This window comes from Paenibacillus sp. 276b (genome assembly GCF_900107875.1).
GTDB lineage: Bacteria > Bacillota > Bacilli > Paenibacillales > Paenibacillaceae > Paenibacillus > Paenibacillus marchantiae.
The window spans coordinates 55,011-71,528 of sequence record NZ_FNRR01000008.1 but is presented as its reverse complement, the minus strand read 5'-3'; the positions used below and the strand labels follow the sequence as shown (position 1 = coordinate 71,528).

19 protein-coding genes and 1 pseudogene are annotated in these 16,518 nt (G+C 38.4%); all 20 read left to right on the top strand.

Annotated elements, in window-relative coordinates:
- Positions 1–20: 20 nt before the first annotated feature.
- Positions 21–884, top strand: coding sequence for a type II secretion system F family protein (locus tag BLV50_RS27290; protein ID WP_079696891.1), 864 nt, complete (start codon positions 21–23; stop codon positions 882–884).
- Positions 885–965: 81 nt separating this feature from the next.
- A complete protein-coding gene (locus tag BLV50_RS27285) occupies positions 966–1,358 on the top strand; it encodes a hypothetical protein (RefSeq protein WP_079696892.1) in 393 nt (130 codons plus the stop codon).
- A 228-nt stretch (positions 1,359–1,586) separates the two neighbouring features.
- Positions 1,587–1,925, top strand: coding sequence for a response regulator transcription factor (locus BLV50_RS32945; RefSeq protein WP_177031274.1), 339 nt, complete (start codon positions 1,587–1,589; stop codon positions 1,923–1,925).
- Positions 1,916–2,809, top strand: coding sequence for an AAA family ATPase (locus BLV50_RS27275; RefSeq protein ID WP_090810948.1), 894 nt, complete (start codon positions 1,916–1,918; stop codon positions 2,807–2,809). Before BLV50_RS32945 ends, BLV50_RS27275 begins: the two co-directional genes overlap by 10 nt.
- Before the next feature lie 26 nt (positions 2,810–2,835).
- On the top strand, positions 2,836–3,159 hold the full coding sequence (locus tag BLV50_RS27270; RefSeq protein WP_079696895.1) for a hypothetical protein: 324 nt from the start codon (positions 2,836–2,838) through the stop codon (positions 3,157–3,159).
- A gap of 212 nt (positions 3,160–3,371) precedes the next feature.
- The gene (locus BLV50_RS27265; RefSeq protein WP_079696896.1) at positions 3,372–3,689 is read left to right on the top strand and encodes a hypothetical protein; all 318 of its coding nucleotides are present in this window, start codon (positions 3,372–3,374) and stop codon (positions 3,687–3,689) included.
- A 1-nt stretch (position 3,690) separates the two neighbouring features.
- A complete protein-coding gene (locus tag BLV50_RS27260) occupies positions 3,691–4,926 on the top strand; it encodes an FtsZ/tubulin family protein (protein WP_079696897.1) in 1,236 nt (411 codons plus the stop codon).
- Positions 4,927–5,063: 137 nt separating this feature from the next.
- Entirely contained in the window at positions 5,064–5,561 is a 498-nt protein-coding gene (locus tag BLV50_RS27255) for a RusA family crossover junction endodeoxyribonuclease (protein ID WP_079696898.1), read from the top strand.
- Positions 5,562–5,956: 395 nt separating this feature from the next.
- Positions 5,957–6,958 carry a replication-relaxation family protein gene (locus BLV50_RS27250; protein WP_079696899.1) on the top strand — a complete coding sequence of 334 codons (1,002 nt, stop codon included), beginning with the start codon at positions 5,957–5,959 and terminating at the stop codon, positions 6,956–6,958.
- Between the two features lie 71 nt (positions 6,959–7,029).
- Positions 7,030–7,455, top strand: a complete 426-nt coding sequence (locus tag BLV50_RS27245; RefSeq protein WP_090810946.1) for a hypothetical protein — start codon at positions 7,030–7,032, stop codon at positions 7,453–7,455.
- 434 nt (positions 7,456–7,889) lie between these two features.
- Positions 7,890–8,123: a hypothetical protein gene (locus tag BLV50_RS27240; RefSeq protein WP_090810944.1), complete on the top strand. Its 234-nt coding sequence runs from the start codon at positions 7,890–7,892 to the stop codon at positions 8,121–8,123.
- 388 nt (positions 8,124–8,511) lie between these two features.
- Positions 8,512–8,700, top strand: a complete 189-nt coding sequence (locus BLV50_RS27230; RefSeq protein ID WP_079696902.1) for a hypothetical protein — start codon at positions 8,512–8,514, stop codon at positions 8,698–8,700.
- A 151-nt stretch (positions 8,701–8,851) separates the two neighbouring features.
- Positions 8,852–10,198: pseudogene (locus BLV50_RS27225) on the top strand (IS3 family transposase).
- A gap of 105 nt (positions 10,199–10,303) precedes the next feature.
- Positions 10,304–10,696 (top strand): putative metallopeptidase, encoded by a 393-nt coding sequence (locus tag BLV50_RS27220; RefSeq protein ID WP_090810940.1) that lies wholly within the window; start codon positions 10,304–10,306, stop codon positions 10,694–10,696.
- Between the two features lie 361 nt (positions 10,697–11,057).
- Complete coding sequence (locus BLV50_RS27215) at positions 11,058–12,356, top strand: RES family NAD+ phosphorylase (RefSeq protein WP_218135435.1); 1,299 nt, start codon at positions 11,058–11,060, stop codon at positions 12,354–12,356.
- Between the two features lie 399 nt (positions 12,357–12,755).
- Entirely contained in the window at positions 12,756–13,370 is a 615-nt protein-coding gene (locus BLV50_RS27210) for an SH3 domain-containing protein (protein WP_090810936.1), read from the top strand.
- Positions 13,371–13,414: 44 nt separating this feature from the next.
- A complete protein-coding gene (locus tag BLV50_RS27205) occupies positions 13,415–14,155 on the top strand; it encodes a hypothetical protein (protein WP_090810934.1) in 741 nt (246 codons plus the stop codon).
- A 340-nt stretch (positions 14,156–14,495) separates the two neighbouring features.
- A complete protein-coding gene (locus tag BLV50_RS27200) occupies positions 14,496–14,813 on the top strand; it encodes a hypothetical protein (protein ID WP_090810932.1) in 318 nt (105 codons plus the stop codon).
- Between the two features lie 313 nt (positions 14,814–15,126).
- The gene (locus BLV50_RS33210) at positions 15,127–15,513 is read left to right on the top strand and encodes a hypothetical protein (RefSeq protein WP_090810930.1); all 387 of its coding nucleotides are present in this window, start codon (positions 15,127–15,129) and stop codon (positions 15,511–15,513) included.
- A gap of 43 nt (positions 15,514–15,556) precedes the next feature.
- A complete protein-coding gene (locus BLV50_RS27190) occupies positions 15,557–16,357 on the top strand; it encodes a hypothetical protein (RefSeq protein WP_090810928.1) in 801 nt (266 codons plus the stop codon).
- Positions 16,358–16,518: the final 161 nt, after the last annotated feature.

The window sequence follows — 16,518 nt, the reverse complement described above, 5'->3', positions numbered from 1 at the left end:
CAGAACGGAGTGTAATTAACTTGATCTATATCATTATTGGTGCAATCTTCTTTTTATTACTATATGTGAGTCTAACAACGCTTTTGGCGACGGGCAGATCGTATCGGGCATACGCCTATATTGCGGATAATAATCAGGCTATGTGGAAAAAGGTAGCGGGATCATTAGAGGTGGCTGCTCGTAGCAGAGTTAAGCTTTCAACAGAACAACATTCTGCTTTGGAAAAACAACTGTATCGTCTAGGTTGGAAAGAGCGACCTGAAGATATCGCTGGTCAACAACTCATGTTTGGAGGCCTTGCGTTTGTAGGATTTACATTCTTCGCAATACTTACGAATTCGGCGCCTTTTTTCTTTCTAGCAATTGGTGTAGGATTCTATTTTTATCGTTATCCGGTATCTCGCTTGAAAAAAGAGTTGGCATTCAAAGAGAGATTAGCACAAGAAAAATTGCCTGACTTCATTGATCACCTCATATTACTGTTTTCTGCTGGATTAACTCCCTATGCAGCTATCAAATTAGCCTGTGAACATGCCCCAGATGGGCTTGAGCTTGATTGTACTCGTTTATCAAAGGACATGGACCTGATGTCGGAGTCCAGGGCGTTAGAACGATTTGCTGAAAGCGTAGGAACTTCGTCTATCAAACGATTCGTATTTGCTATGAAACAGGCTATTCAGATGAGCAAAGAAGAGGCAGAAGAAATATTCAAATCGCAAACCAAACTCATGAGGGAAATTCGTGTACAGAACAACAGAAAAATAATTAAAGAGCGCCCTGCGAAACTACAACTTATTAGTACGGGGATGTTCGCTTTTGTTTTAGCTGTACCTCTAGCCATTATCGTTATCAACTTTATGGCTCAAATGAAAGGCATGGGATAAATTCAATGGAGAAATCGATCTGTAAGCGCGGATCGATTTTTTTATTTAATGACAAGCAAAATGAGAAAGGAAGGTTAACTCATGCAATCACCAGAGAAACTGCTATGGATACCGCTTCTGGCCTTCTTCCTATTTTTCACTCCGGATATCATAACTTATGGGCAATGGCAGTGGAAAGCGAATCAACTAACGGATTTCGCTGTTGAACGAATGGCATCAAGTGGGGGATGGACAGACACGGTAGAACAAGAAGTAACATCGAAGATGGAAAAGATGGGTTTCGATAAAGATAAGTGGATCATTTATCGGACTGAGGGGGTTGTTAAAGCACCAGGTAACGTTCAGTTTCAAATATCAAGTAAGTATCATTTAAAGGCATTTGGGATATTTGGTGAAAAAATGAATAAAGCGATGGGTGACTCGACTGTACTCACATTGTTGGCCAATCAGCAGAAGAGTTCGCAGATATACTAAATATTTTTGAGTTTGTGTATTGCATGATTTACATCGATGATGTATAATCAATTCATCGGGAACACCAACCACCCGATAGAAGTGTTCGATCTCCTTTTAATAGATTTACTACCTTGGCAGAAGAGTGTTTTATCACTCTTCTGTTTTATTTTTATCTTGTATCAGACAGTCACCTGCATTACAAGGTACTGTCTTTTTTTCTGTATATATATAAGGAGGCGATATTCTATGTCAAGTTCTGAGGCGATACTAAAAACATTGGAAGTAACGATGTATCGATGCGATTTAAGGGAAAAGCAACGCACTGTGTTGTGGATGCTATTACAGGGGAAAGAGAAAAAAGAAATCGCAAATACACTTCACCTTAGTGAAGAAGCTATTAGAAAACATCAGCGGACCATATATAACAAGCTCGGGATCGAGGGTAAATCGCAACTTGTTAAGTGGGTCATTGAACAGATATCTAGTTCAATTCATGAACCTCAGCCACTATCTAAAGATCAGATCTTCTGGGAACAGATGCAGCAGAGAAATCCTTATGAAGCGGGTGTAAATACGTGGAAATAGATTTTAATCAGAATTACTTTAAACAGTTGGAACGTATTAGGACTCGTTTGCAGTCAGAATATTATGAACGAGAATCACTTATCCGCTGTGCGTTAGTGAGTGTGATTGCCGGTGAACACATGTTATTGATAGGACCTCCAGGTACAGCAAAAAGCTCTGTTCTGGAAAGATTATTTCAATGTTTTCGTGAACTAAACATATTTAAATGGAGTATGAATTATGATACGACTCCAGACGAAATCTTAGGCCCTTACGAAGAAAGTCTATATACTAAAGGTCAATTGAGACGAAAGACAGTGGGTAAGCTTCCAGAGGCTCATATGGCGATACTGGATGAGATCCTAAGAGCTAAAGGGGAAACGTTGAATAGCTTGCTGGATGTTATTAACGAAAGAACTATTCTTCAGATGAGTGAGCGAGTTAAAGTGCCATTGATTAGTTTGTTTGGAGCAACGAATGAACTTCACGATGAGGAACAGAACCATGCGTTGTATGATCGTTTTTTGATACGGATAAAAGTTGGATACGTAATTTTTCCAGATGCTTTGAAGGATATGCTAACAAGTAAACATATGCATGAAGAAAGTTATGATTCAATCTCCCTTATTGATTTGAATAAGTTGAGAATGAATTCTGAATTTGTAATAATTCCAGATGAGATTATCGATGCGATTGTTCTAATCCGTACCCAGTTATTTAAAGCGAGAATATATCCTTCGGATAGGAGACTTAAAGCGAGTCTGAAGCTTCTTAAAGCTTCAGCGTTACTGGATGGACGGTTGGTAGTTCAGAACAGAGATCTTCAGATTCTTTATTACGTTCTTTGGAATAAGCCGGCAGATGAAGATAAGGTCACACGCATATTGAGTGACCATTTACGTTAATTAAAATTGATTGGAGGATTAACCTGGTGAACAAAATCACTGCTTTTACACCAAAACACCTGCAGAACCTATTAAATGAGTGGGAGAGCGATTACAAGCTTAAAACACATGATGGAGAAATCCGCTCTATTGAAATGACGAAAAGTTATGAAGTCTCAGGCCCAATAACTACGGCAAACACATTTATCATCAATGTGTGCAGAATGTACAAATATATGACTGTAAGCAAACAAGGAAGTACAATTACATTGAGTATTAGTGTCAAACCGGAAACAGTTGATGATTTTTTGGCATTTTGCAATAAGCTGCAACTTCAAGAAAAGGCTTCTAAAGATGGGCTCATCTCATGAATATCAACCTTAAATTATATGTCGTTCAATGAATGAAGAGTTAGTTCATTGAGGCGAGTTAAGTTCTTTGGAACTGGAATACGCCTCATATTTTACATAAAACAACATCGCCGGTATAAAGCAGAGAGTTCGTAATCTACGACTCTCTGCTTTTTTTATTAGGTGAAGGCAGATCCTTTGATAAATCAAAATTCAAAGAAGGGAGCCGCTCGATGAATCGTGAAGAAATTCTCACAGTTTTATTAAACAACATTGAAGAAACTGGTTTATGGATGTTAGCTACATTAAAGGTGGCTGGGAAACCGGTTAGTAAAACCAATCTAAGAGATCAGACAAACAAGAGATATTTCGAGACAAAGGAGAAGTCACTTATCTCTTCAAGATATACGCTCGATATCTTCACAGCTAAATTAGAAGGGGCTGGTTTAATTGCTGTAGAAAAAGTGGGCCAAGCGAGGCTATATCAACTGACTTTATTGGGCAATGAAATCATTAAGTTTCGTGAAAATCAAAGAAGCGGAGTGAATTAATATGGGTGATTTAGGACTGAAATATGGTTTTTGGGGATTTGGACTTGGTGGTACATCAATAGCTAACGCTTGTGCCAATATTCGAATGAACGTCAAAAATAACATGCAACCGTACACCGCGCTCTTAGTTAATACAAATGAAGTCGATATGAATAAAATCCCACATTGCTCAACGGCCACAAAGTACATCTTACGTGGTTTTGAGAAAGGCGCTGCCAGAGATATTCAAGTGGGCGAAGAAGCATTTCTCACACATAAAGAGGATCTCATCAGTAAGGTGCAGCAATTATTTTCTGACCGGGATTTTATATTCTTGGTTGTAGGATTAGGAGGGGGTACTGGAACCGGTGCAGTAATTGAAGCGGCAAGAGTTTTACATGCCAATGGTTTTAAAGGGAGATTCGGATTAGTTCTCACTTTACCTCGAGATCAAGAAGGTAAAGTCGTTTTAGATAATGCTATACGAAGACTGCAACTAATAGCTAAGGCCATGAAAGGACTAGGCTCTATTCTATTAGTTGATAATCAACAACTATTTGAAGATTATTTGCAGAAGAATTCAAAAGGAAATGTTGAGGATTTCCTAAAAAGCACGAATGAGTACATTGCTGAGTTACTTCATGATATCAATATGGTTACCAGTAACTATAATCCAACGGGACCATATCACTTCGATATTTCGGAGTGGCTAAAAATGTTGCAAACCTCCGGAATTATCATGATCGGAAAAACAGTATTGTATGAATCTGATGTAGATGCAGAGAATCAAGGCACATATCTGGCGCTTATGAAACAATCAATTGAGAGAGGAGTATTAAGTGGTGGTTACAAATTGGAGAATGCAGATCGATGTGCCCTTAGTCTATTGGCCAGTCCTGCAGGAGCAAAACGGATGTTCACATTAGGCATGATAAACACCTTGGAGAAACAAATGATGGAATATGCACCATACGCTAATGAGCGTCCTGTTGCAACATATGGCGATAAAGCTATTAACCAGCTGCATATATATTCTGTTTTTGCAGGTTTATCACTTCCTAAAAGAGTGTTAGATATCGTGGAAAGTTCAAAAAAACTGGTGCGAACAGTAGAAGCAACTGATGAAGCATTAACGATGCTCCAAAGCTATAATATTTCAGATGGTTCAGAAGTTGACGATCTAGAAGCATTGCTTAATTCGAATGAGAGAACAGAGCCTGACCCGAAGAATTCAGACGATCCTTTCTCTAATTTGTAAACGGGTTTTACTGCCGCAGTTTGGGCTTCAATAACAGAAGCAGTAAAAGCCTCAGTAATTACCGCAATATAGACACAATCCTGATTGCAATATGCTTATACTGCCGCACTAAATGCGGCATTGGAGTGGGAGGGGAAATGAAGCTTCTTCATGGATTTGTTCCTGAGCAAATGGGAAACGTTCGAGTTATAGAAACACTGGACCAACAGAGTTATATTTTGCACTTCTCATTACCTGGTATCCTTCCACATTATCAAGTGGAACAGAGAGATAAAAGAGTGGTTAGAAAACAAATTAGAGAGTCCAAAGAGTATTACAATAGGTTGTTTTTTGATCTCAGCTCTTCTTTACCTGCCAGGTATTCGTATAAAAAAGCCTTTATATATATAATTCAATTTTTCTCGGATAGAGTTATTCGAGATTTCGATAATCGTGAACGGAAGTATGTTTTTGATGCTCTCCGCGCTGCTTTGGTAATCAAGGATGATAATTGGCAGAACATGTCCGTATGTGAATCAGGAGAGTACGATCAAGGCAATCCCCACACGGAAATCTTTATCAGCGAACACTGTTATTCAATTGAATTATTTAGCTACATTCAAAAATACTGTATCAGTACTGAACAGGATAATTGATATCAGTACTATGTCTTCGATTATTCGGCATAGTACTGATACCGTTGTACTGATACTAAAAGATACTCAGTATTCTTCAATTTAACCTTATGGGATATGGCTTCTATGCTTGTAATTACATGCTTGAATCGAGGGATACTTGTCCTGATATGAAAAATGACTTGAAATCCCCGTGTTTACAATAAGTTTGCGGTTGTAGTATCAGGTGAACAAAGAAAGGAAAAAGGAGGGGAGTATCCCTGCTGAAAGCAGGGGTGCTATCCCTCCTTGAATTTAACGTGTGAAGTAAGTACACGGCCCTTTGGCCTTGAACAGCTGCTTTTTGGGTGAGCTAATCAAATCCACAGGTTTAGGTATCTCTAGCAGCCAAAGGTCTCAAAAGAAGGGAGGCTGAGGTGGTGAAAATCAAAAACCTCACGGAAAGAGATCAAAATATTCTGCATGCTCTATATCGGTTTAGGACGTTCACAACACCGCAGATTTACAGGTTGTTTTTCAGTACCAATAAGACGAGGGATTACTGTTGGCAAAGAATGTCTTACTTGAAGCGGGATGGGTACATCATGGCAAAGCCTGTCGTGAAGAACGGAAAGAGAGAGACCCATTCTTACTTCTTGACGGCTAAAGGAATGGAGACACTGAAGAGCAAAGGCATTGTAGACAAGACGACTTTTGCTAAAGATCTGCAGCTGTCAGGTTACCGGATGATTTACGCGAATCTGGTCAACGAGATTTATGTTCAATTGAAAGCCTACGGTTTCGAAATGTGGGACAGCAGACAAGTGAAGAACATATATGAACTGGATCGAAACAGTCTCATTCAAGGGTGCATTGTAGCTCCCGACCAAAGAGAGTATGGAGTATATCTTCTCACAGCTGATCCTGAAGAAAAGACGATAGCGAAGGTTATGTCAGAAATTAAAAAGAACTTCTCAATAAAGTACTACCTGGTGCTTTGCTCAACTCCTGATGCATTTACAAACTTTGAGCGTGCGCTCAAATATGAAGAGACTCGAATTCGTTCCAGTGTAAGTCTGCTTCCTTATGATGATGCACTGATCGTTCTCAAAACAATTGGCACTGAAGAACAGAGGGTAGCTCTCTATCAGAAGTATGGGGCGGTGCGGCATGTCGAGAAAGGAGCCTTTCCATATACAGTGGTCCATAACGGCGAGATAAAGTATGTTTGTGAAAATTTGCACAACAGCACTGGTGTACGTAGAAGATTATCTCTATACACTTCTCATGAATATAAGAGGGAAGGAAAGAAGGTTTTACTTCTGATACGTAAGGGGTTTATGCAGGACCTGCAGGATGAATTTAAACATTATCCCCACTTTGAGTATGAAATTGTTCTGAAGTCAGATCTGATAGATCAGATAGAATCAAAAGATTAACCCCCACATTAACATTGTGAATATATTCACAAATTATCACATTATATTCTGAATGAAGGGTAGTGTGTTTTATGGATTTTAATATTTTGGTGGAAAAAGCAAATCAGCAACACACCGATGAAGCATTTGTACAGCTTGTTTCTGAAGTACAGCGTCTAGAAGAAATGTTTCTTCTTATGAGTCCTGGTAACAAAGAAGTTCCTTTCTTTGGTGAGGAGGATAATAAAAATTGGATGTATGTCTACACCAGCTATCCACAACTTGAAGCAAACGCTCCTTTGATCTTTCAAGAGAGTGTACAGCTCCACTATGTTAAGATTCCTACTCATGAATTGCTACCTTGGTTAGTACAACATCAAGATCATGGAATTTTTGGTATTCGTATAAATGAGGGTCCATTTGGGTTCTGGATTTCACTAACAGATCTAAGAAACCTTATATCTGAAACAAGTGAAAGAGTAGAGCAGTTGACGACAACCCCCGATAAAGAACAATAACCGGCGTAATAAGCATAAGAAATTGTCTATATGATTTATGATGCAGTGTAATGCGTAATGTGATAATATGTATTACATGAATTACATGAATTACATTAACGTTATGACAATTTCAGATGCTACCCGCGAACGTTTTATCAACGATGGCGTACATTATAGAATCTGAATAGGACGTTAATCTATGTTACTTAGTTTACGAAATTGTCTAATCAGTATGAACACCACTATGATTGTTGATGGTGAAGATACTACTTCAAGAGTACAGGAGATTAGTTGAAATTCTTTGAGTTCCTATTTCTCCCTACACTTTTGATGTATGAAAGGCAGCCTATCTTAAAAAAACTAATATGGATTCTAAAGAACTGAATTCCAATGGGATTCGGTTCTTTTTTATATAATCAAAACCACAAAATTACTCGAGAGGAAGGAATTCAATGATTAAGCAAAGAAGTGTAAGATGGATCACTATGATTGTTTTAGCTATACTGTGTGGGTCACTGTTAAGCTCAGTTGTATCTGCAAAATCCACTTCAGTTAAGATTATTCTTTCTGATGAACAGTTAACAGAAGCATTTCATGAAGCGCTACAGTCTCATACATTGGAGATAAACATCGATTTATATGATTCTATTGAGCAGATATCGAAAAAAACTGCTAAATGCTGCTGATCATGTTAACTACTATGGAGACTATTTAAGCCAGACTCGCAATTCTATTGGAGTTGGCTAACGTATGGTTCCCACTTATCAAAATGAATGCAAATTTACATACTTTGAGACTCCAGAGAAAACCCAATATGTGGACCAAGTTGTAAGTGGCACTATCAGCTCCATCATTAATCCTTCTATGGACGACTTTACGAAAGAGAAGGTGATTCATGATTGGCTCGTGAATCGACAGAATACTATCCCGCTGCTGTCACAGATTTTAAGGACGCTTTGAAACAGAAACATCGGCATGGGAAAAACGCCTTGGAATTTGTAGCCATGGCAAATCTTTACCGCAGTTTGTATAAACAATCCATTAATGACTAATTGACCACTTGGGGGAAGAAGTATGACTACGCAAGATAAGTTAGACAAGCAGGAACAAATTGATAAAAACTTTGAAATTATCGATGCTTATTTGTTCGGTAATGTTCAGGATGATGATCTTAGAAGAAAAGCAATAAAAGCATTGATTCATGAGAATATGGATTTGATTGATCTAAGATTCAATTCAGCTGCATTAGCTAGTGTGATTTGAACTTAAGAGCACATTAATGGGAAATTTTACATAGAATCAAGGACACACAAAGGTGGTCCTTCTCAATAAAAAGATGATTAAAGGCAGCTCACTTTATGTGAACTGCACCCCAATTGTTAGACACCATCTAACAATTGGAGGTGCAGTTTTTTTGTCAAAATTTAATTTAGACTTGAAAATAGAAGCTATTCATCAATATTTATCAGGAAATGAAGGGATTAAAAGCATTGCGAAATCCTTAGGAATTAATCATGAAATCCTGCGTATGTGGATCAAGCAATACGAATATCACGGTTTAAAAGCTTTTGAAAAAACCTATACAGCTTACTCTCTAACCTATAAACTAGACGTACTCAACTATATGAACGAAAATGGGACGTCTCCAAATGAAGCTGCGGTCATTTTCAATATCTCTTCTCCAGGGGTTATTCGAAGGTGGCGCAGTCAGTTCAATGAAAATGGGATCGACGCCCTAAAACCAAAGATAAAGGGGCGTCATCGTATGACGGATAAGAATAAAAAAGGACTTCAAAAGCAAGAACCTGCTGAGGGATCGACTGAAGCTCTACAAGCTGAATTAGAACGTTTGCGTATGGAAAACGCCTACTTAAAAAAGTTGAATACCTTAGTTCAAAACAAGGAAAAATCCCCAAACAAGACAAAGCGCAAGTCGTCTATGAATTAAGGCTCGAATTCCCGGTGGTTGCATTATTAGCGTTCGCTGAAGTCCCACGTAGTACCTTCTATTACTGGGTGAAGCAGTTTGACAAGCCCGATCTAGACGCAGACCTGAAACTCCTTATTCAATCCATTTATGAGGAACATCACGGGCGTTATGGATATCGTCGTATCCGTGATGAACTATCGAGTTAACCATAAAAAAGTACTGCGTATCATGAAAGAATTAGGCTTGAAATCAGTGGTGCGTATGAAGAAATATCGTTCCTATAAAGGAACTGTAGGTAAAATTGCACCCAACGTACTGGATCGTAATTTTCTAGCAGAAAAACCAAATGAGAAATGGGTTACGGATATTACAGAGTTCAAGTTGTTTGGAGAAAAGATGTATTTATCACCTGTTCTGGATTTGTATAACGGTGAGATTATTACGTACACAGTAGGGTCTCGCCCTACGTATTCCTTAGTCTCCGAGATGCTAAATAAAGCCTTTAAACGCTTGTCCAACGAGGATAAACTCCTCCTGCATTCGGATCATGGCTGGCACTACCAGATGAAGCAGTATCGACAGGCTTTAAAGGGACAAGCGATTACCCAGAGCATGTCACGCAAAGGGAATTGTTATGATAACGCAGTAATGGAGAACTTCTTTGGCATTATGAAGTCAGAGTTTTTTTATCTTCATGAATTTGAAAGTGTAGATCACTTCAAGCAAGAGCTAGCACGCTACATGGATTACTACAATCACAAACGCATCAAGTCAAAATTAAAAGGCATGAGTCCGGTACAGTACCGGGCTCATGCCCAACAAATTGCATAAAAATATTTGTCTAACTTTAAGGGGTCACTTCAATGTGATGCTGCCTTTTTTTGTTTAAAGGGTGTAATACACTTTATTCTAATTGTTTAGGAGGAGGGATCATCAATGGGTGCAACATTCACTTTATCTGAAGAGATTGATGTAGTGGTGAAGAAGCTTATTGAACAGGAGAAAGATTTCAAGATTCTTAGTGTTGCAAAAATTGTTACCAGGTTCAGAACAGGTACCTGGTATACACGGGGTAAACTCATCTATGCGAAAACGAAGATATTAAGCTTGTATGAGCGTTTTGAAATGGATGCTGAGATTTTGATATTGGTTAACAAGCGTATGTGGGAACATCTTACTGATCAGCAGAAGGAAGCGTTGATTTTTCATGAATTATGCCACATAGAGGCCTCAGTTGATAAAAACGGTGCTCCGAGAAATTCCCCTAAGATGGAAGACCGGTCTTCAGACTGTGTAGTCATGATCTCGAGGAATTCAAGCTTGTTGTAGAAAAGTACGGACTCTGGCGTCCAGATACTCAAGAATTTATGGAATCTGCTAAGAAGGGTGAGCAGTTGACTATGGAGTTTACCTCCCCCAAGAATAAGAATGACAGAAAAAATAAAGTACTTCAATTCAAAGCAAATTAAATTATTCTTACTAAGGGGCATAGTTGCATAATGTGCCCCTCCCCCTCCCAATGTCTATACTCACTCTACATATCCCAGGAAAATCCCTAACCCTATCATCTCTATTAAATCCAATGTTTATTATGAGTTGATAGGTAGGTATAACGTTTTTGGTTTAGCAAGGAGCAACATAGTAAGATATTAGAAGAACGTTATTAACGCCGGAAATGGGGAAGCTTGAAATGATATACCAATTAAACAATTTAGACGATCGTACTGTATGTTCATCATGTGCCAAGGATATTTTTATTTTCTTCAAAACGGTATGGAAATCGATAACAATGTATGAGAGATTTGTACAGAACCACGTTGCATCAGCTGAAAGCAAAGTATGCTGCGAGATCTGTAATCAACAAATGACTGAGAATGAGGAATATCACATGCTTAGTGTAAAAGAGCATTTCCTTATTCCTATCGCAGATAAATTTTCTGAAGATATTGGTGGATGCGAGCATTGTTATGGTAATGAAATGAGTGCATTGGCTGTTAAACTTAATGATGATCCGGACGATACAACACCACTGTATTCTGGAGGCTCTTATTATAAAGCAGGAGAGTACCTATCCGAGAAGCATGGTGTACCTGCTTCGATTGTTTCCCTATTTCTCTCACTTATACAGTGTCCGTGTGGCTTTGGAAAAAACCATGCAGATAGAAAAGATCAGTTTGGAGGAACATTCTCTAAGGATATCGACGTCTATACGAAACAAGAAGTAGACACCTTCTATGGATTTGACGCGAAAGAGTTCTCTGAATTTGCTGAACAATATGGGGAAAAGATCAGTGTTCAGGAACTAGAGGATTTTCGAGAAGTTCTCAGAACAAATCCGATGCTTGCGTATCAACATAAAACAGGAATAGCCATCTATAATGTTTTGCAAGAACATTATAAGCATGGAAATATCCGAATCATAACTGCAGGTCAAATGGATCTGTACCGGGGGAGGACTAGGGCAACGGATTCAAACAAGCCTTTTAGTATTCGTGATTTATGGACAGCTCCTGCCGGCAAATCGTCACACGGGCGATATAATTTCATTGGTGTACCTGTTCTGTATCTTGCGGATTCAAAGAACGCTATTCCTTATGAAATTAATCCAACACATGACCAGCTAATTGATATTGCGACTTTTACGATTATGAGGAGAGAACTTCGTTTATTTGATTTGGGTGAATTTGATCCAGAGTTTCAAGGGTTCTTCAGTGAATCTAATATAGAGACTGAACAAACAAAAGTGAAGTCTGCGTACCTATTGCCTAATTACATCGGGGCATGCTGTAGCCATATTGGATACGATGGGGTAGTGTATTCAGGTGTACATGATGTCGATGGTTTAGAACCGTATACCAACTACGCTTTATTCGATATGGATTATGAATTGGATTTATCTTCAGCGCTACAAACAGTCAGTACATTCAAACCCATATTAAAAATTACTCTTGAGCTCCAAGAAAAGAAGAGACCGGAAGATTATTTCTAAATGTTCTAAACGTCCTGAGCAGATTACCAAATTATCACAAGATACATGACCATATATGTCATGGGCTGTCTGCTAACCAAGACGGCATCCCCCACAAGTTGAGACCCTACCAGGGAAGTTCATATGTAGGGGATTTAATATAATTGTAAAATGCATTATAAGTCGCTAGTTATGCGGCTTTTTTTCTGTTTAAAAAAAGGACCGTACTCTGAGATAGAATGAATTTTGATTATGGTTATTAGCTTTTATGAAGTAGATAAGGCTTCAAAAACCAAATCAAATAATGGATATATCATACATAAAAATATATTATTTTATATTTAATTACAAAATGTAACAAATTTAAAGGATGGATATGGTAATATACTTTTGAACAAAAATTGGGGGAGGTAAATATTTGTGGTAAAATGGATTAATGTATGCAGTAAGTTTCTCGTCTTATTTGTTTTTGCAGTCGTATCATTTTATTTGCCAACAGGTAAAGTTGATGCCCTGAGCACGTGGGACAAAAAGACCACAGTTTGGGACGTTAAAGCTTCTGGGTTGAACATTCGGAGTGGTGCTGGTACAACTTACCCGATCATTGCTCAGGTGAGTAACGGAACAGATATTGTGGAATATTGTCCATCTGGGGCTTGCGGTTCCACAACATCAAATGGTTTTGAATGGATTCGAAATTATTATCCAGATGCCAGTATTGGATATTACGCCAACGCCGCATTAGGATGGGCTGCTTGGTATAATACTACAGGACCTGTAGTATTCAATTATCAAAACGCTTATGTTGCGAAAACGAGCAGACCGACTCCAATGTACTCGAATGACTGTAGTAATATGAGCAATCTCGTGAAAGGAATAAGCGAGAATTATTATTTACAATCCTTTGATCCGGAACTGAAGGCATCTACATGTAATCCCAATGCTTGGAGAGTACAAGACTTTCAAGCAGGTTCTAACCCATCAGGATATTTTGATAATGGATATGTCAATGGATGGAACTTAAAAGCGGAATAATACGTCTAGGATATAAATGTATAACAAAAAGGAGGACTCAACCTGTGAAGAAAAAAACAATCATTTCTCTACTTACCATACCACTGGTTGCTGTAACCATGAGTGGTTACATGTATTTTAACCAACCGACCGTAGTTAGCGCTCAAAGTGATGTTGTAAGCGCAGCAAATAAGGCAACTCAAGGTAAAGTGGAATATATTAAACAAACGTTAGAAGACGGATCTTACACAGTACGTTACCGGGATCGAGTGAACTTGATTGAAATCACTGAGGAGTATCGTGATAACCAACTTCATAATAAATTGATTATCGAAGATGGCGGAAAAAAAATCACTTCGTATGGACGGGATTTTGAGACAGGTAAGTTGATTGGAAATACCTGGACTATGCCAGAAAACCTAGCTACTGAAAATGAAAAGTTGCTTCAGATCTCTTTGTTGGAGAATGCAAAAGAAGAATTGAAAAGCCAGGATTGGACGGTCCTAGAAACCACTGAAACAAAGTCGCTGTCTACTGCAGGAAGCAATGAACAGAAGGCTGTTGCAGAAGACGATTACCACAAGGAAATTGTTACGATTGATTTGAATACCGGGTTACCAACACAACGTGTCATTTACGAGAAGGATAAAAACGGGAAAATTGTTGCTAGTTCAACAAAAACCGAAGAGTACAAATCTTTAGATTCTATGCCAGTGAAGATTCAGAGCTTTGGACCAGAAGAATCAATTGAAATCAAAGAGATACCAGCTCCTGTTATTGAGGATAAGGTACTTGAAGGTTCCTAAGACCATGTACGGTATTTCATGTATCAGAAAAGAACCAGCTCCGCTTAATATGAGCTGGTTCTTTTCTTGTTTTTACTGCTAAACAAAGTCCCTAATCCTCCAAGAACTCATAATAGGGGGATACAATCAATAACTTCCCTTGAATAGACGCTATTTAGCTTCTCCCCCTAGTAGTTACATCAGATTCTCAATCGACGAGGTTATACTGGCCTCATCCAAATGCAGAGTGATTACATATTCTCATTGCCCATGTCCATGTATAAGTTTGGTTTAATATAGATGTTTGACTATTTCCATAGTAAAATTATCAAATACAACATATTATTCTGGGGGTTTAATGATGTTTAAAGTTTATAATGAGTCGAACGATGAAGCGGTTCAGGTAACTAGCTTGGATATCTTGTATATAAAAGCGGAAAATGATGGCAAATTGAAACTTAAAGATGCGAATGGTACGAGTTTTCGTTATCCGAGGAGCGCTGCATTTTTAATGCATCACTTGAATGTAAGTAAAGCGGAGCGCGGTGTTTATGTCAATTTGAAGCAAGTACATGAATTGGATGAAATTGTACCACAATTGATTCTTCACAATGGAGAAAAGATACGAATTGATAATCGAAATTTGAATCATTTGAAAGTTGAGTTGTCTCAAGTATAAAAACAAAGGGGACGAAAGAAACGCTCAGAACCCAACCAATGCTGGCATATCGAAACGGAACTGGGGTGGCCATTTACGATGTTCTTAAAAAGCATTACGAGGCTCAGGGGTATGCTACACTGTTGAGTTATTCCGTGGAAGAATAAGAGCCATTGATTCTGGAACGCCTTACACCATACAACAGATGTGGACAGCCCCCAAGGAAAAACTTCGCATGGACGTTATAACTTTATTGGAGTGTCGGTCCTTTATGTTACCAATCAAGAAGCAGCCCCGTATGAAATTAATCCGGAACATGACCAGTTGATAGACATTGCCACATTTAATTCTCAAAAAGAAACTAAAGCTTTTCGATTTGGGTTCTTTCGATCCTGCTTTCCAGGTTTTTTTTAGTGAGCTCAATGAAGAGAGCAATCAGTTAAAGTCTGCTTATCTATTACCTAACTATATTGGAGCTTGTTGCAGTGACATTGGGTACGAAGGAGTCATCTATACAGGTGTACACCAAATGAAGCAAGGTGAAGAGTATACAAATTACGCATTGTTTAATATGACGTTCGACCTGGATCTGGAACCTGTTTCGACTGAAGTAAGGACCTATAAACCTAAAATCACAATTGAGCTTAATCTTCAAGAACCACATGAGTCTGAAGTGGAACAAAAGATAAAAGCACTTTTTAAAGCAGAGCTTAATTTCTAGTAGATTTGTTCAGATCATTTATATAGTAAGAGGGGATAGAGTAGTGAGTTCACCCACAACTGCTTTTCAGAGAGAGGTCGCATTAAAACTAAGCGCGTATTTCTCTAAAAAGATTAGTGACTTACAAGTATCTCGACCAGACTTGTACGCTCAAATAGCTGAAGATTATGATTATATCTTGCGGAGTATCCCTAACGGAGAGACCATTGATATGGAGGGTAGTGAATTACAATTTAATTGGCTATCGTGTCTTTCTGAGCCCGCTACCCATTATACTAAAAAAGACTTGACTGAATTGAACGAGGACGAGGATAAAGTTATTTATTCACCTAGGGTAGATCTGGCTATTACTCCTACGGCTTTAACCAAGACGAAGAAGAAGCGAAGTTTGGGGGCATACAGATTACCAACCGATAGAAGTCTGTTCCATACGTTCGAACAATGTGATTTCATCCAGGAGATTAAGAAGAGATTGTGTAATCTGTCCGAAGCCAATTTACATGAATTAGAGTTAGGGAATTACAGACCCTTACATAATATTCGGCCGGTGCATCTCTTTGGAATCGAAATTGAGAATCAAACCAACCCTAAACATCTGATGGGAGATTTTCTAAATGTAATTAGCCTCTCGAAAATTCCAGTTGTACTGTTCCCTGAAGATAAATTTGATGGTTGTATCAAAATGTTGATGTTCTCGAAGGCAGTGAACCATATAAAGGACATACCTATTTTTGATACACTCCGGAGTGCTCTAATTCTGAAGGTTGATCAATTCCGTGACACTATGAATGAGTTCTTAAGTAGAGAAGGATTAGATCTAATTGAAGTATATGAATACAAATGATTTATAACTCTCTGAACACCCTAATAATATGGGTGTTTTTTTCTGTCTTAATGACACCCATATTGTCATTTTTATAATCCATTATATCGTACCTGTGAAGGGGAATATTCTTCAATTTGTAATGCGGATGCCCCTAAAAAGAAGGCATGGTGGATTGGTCT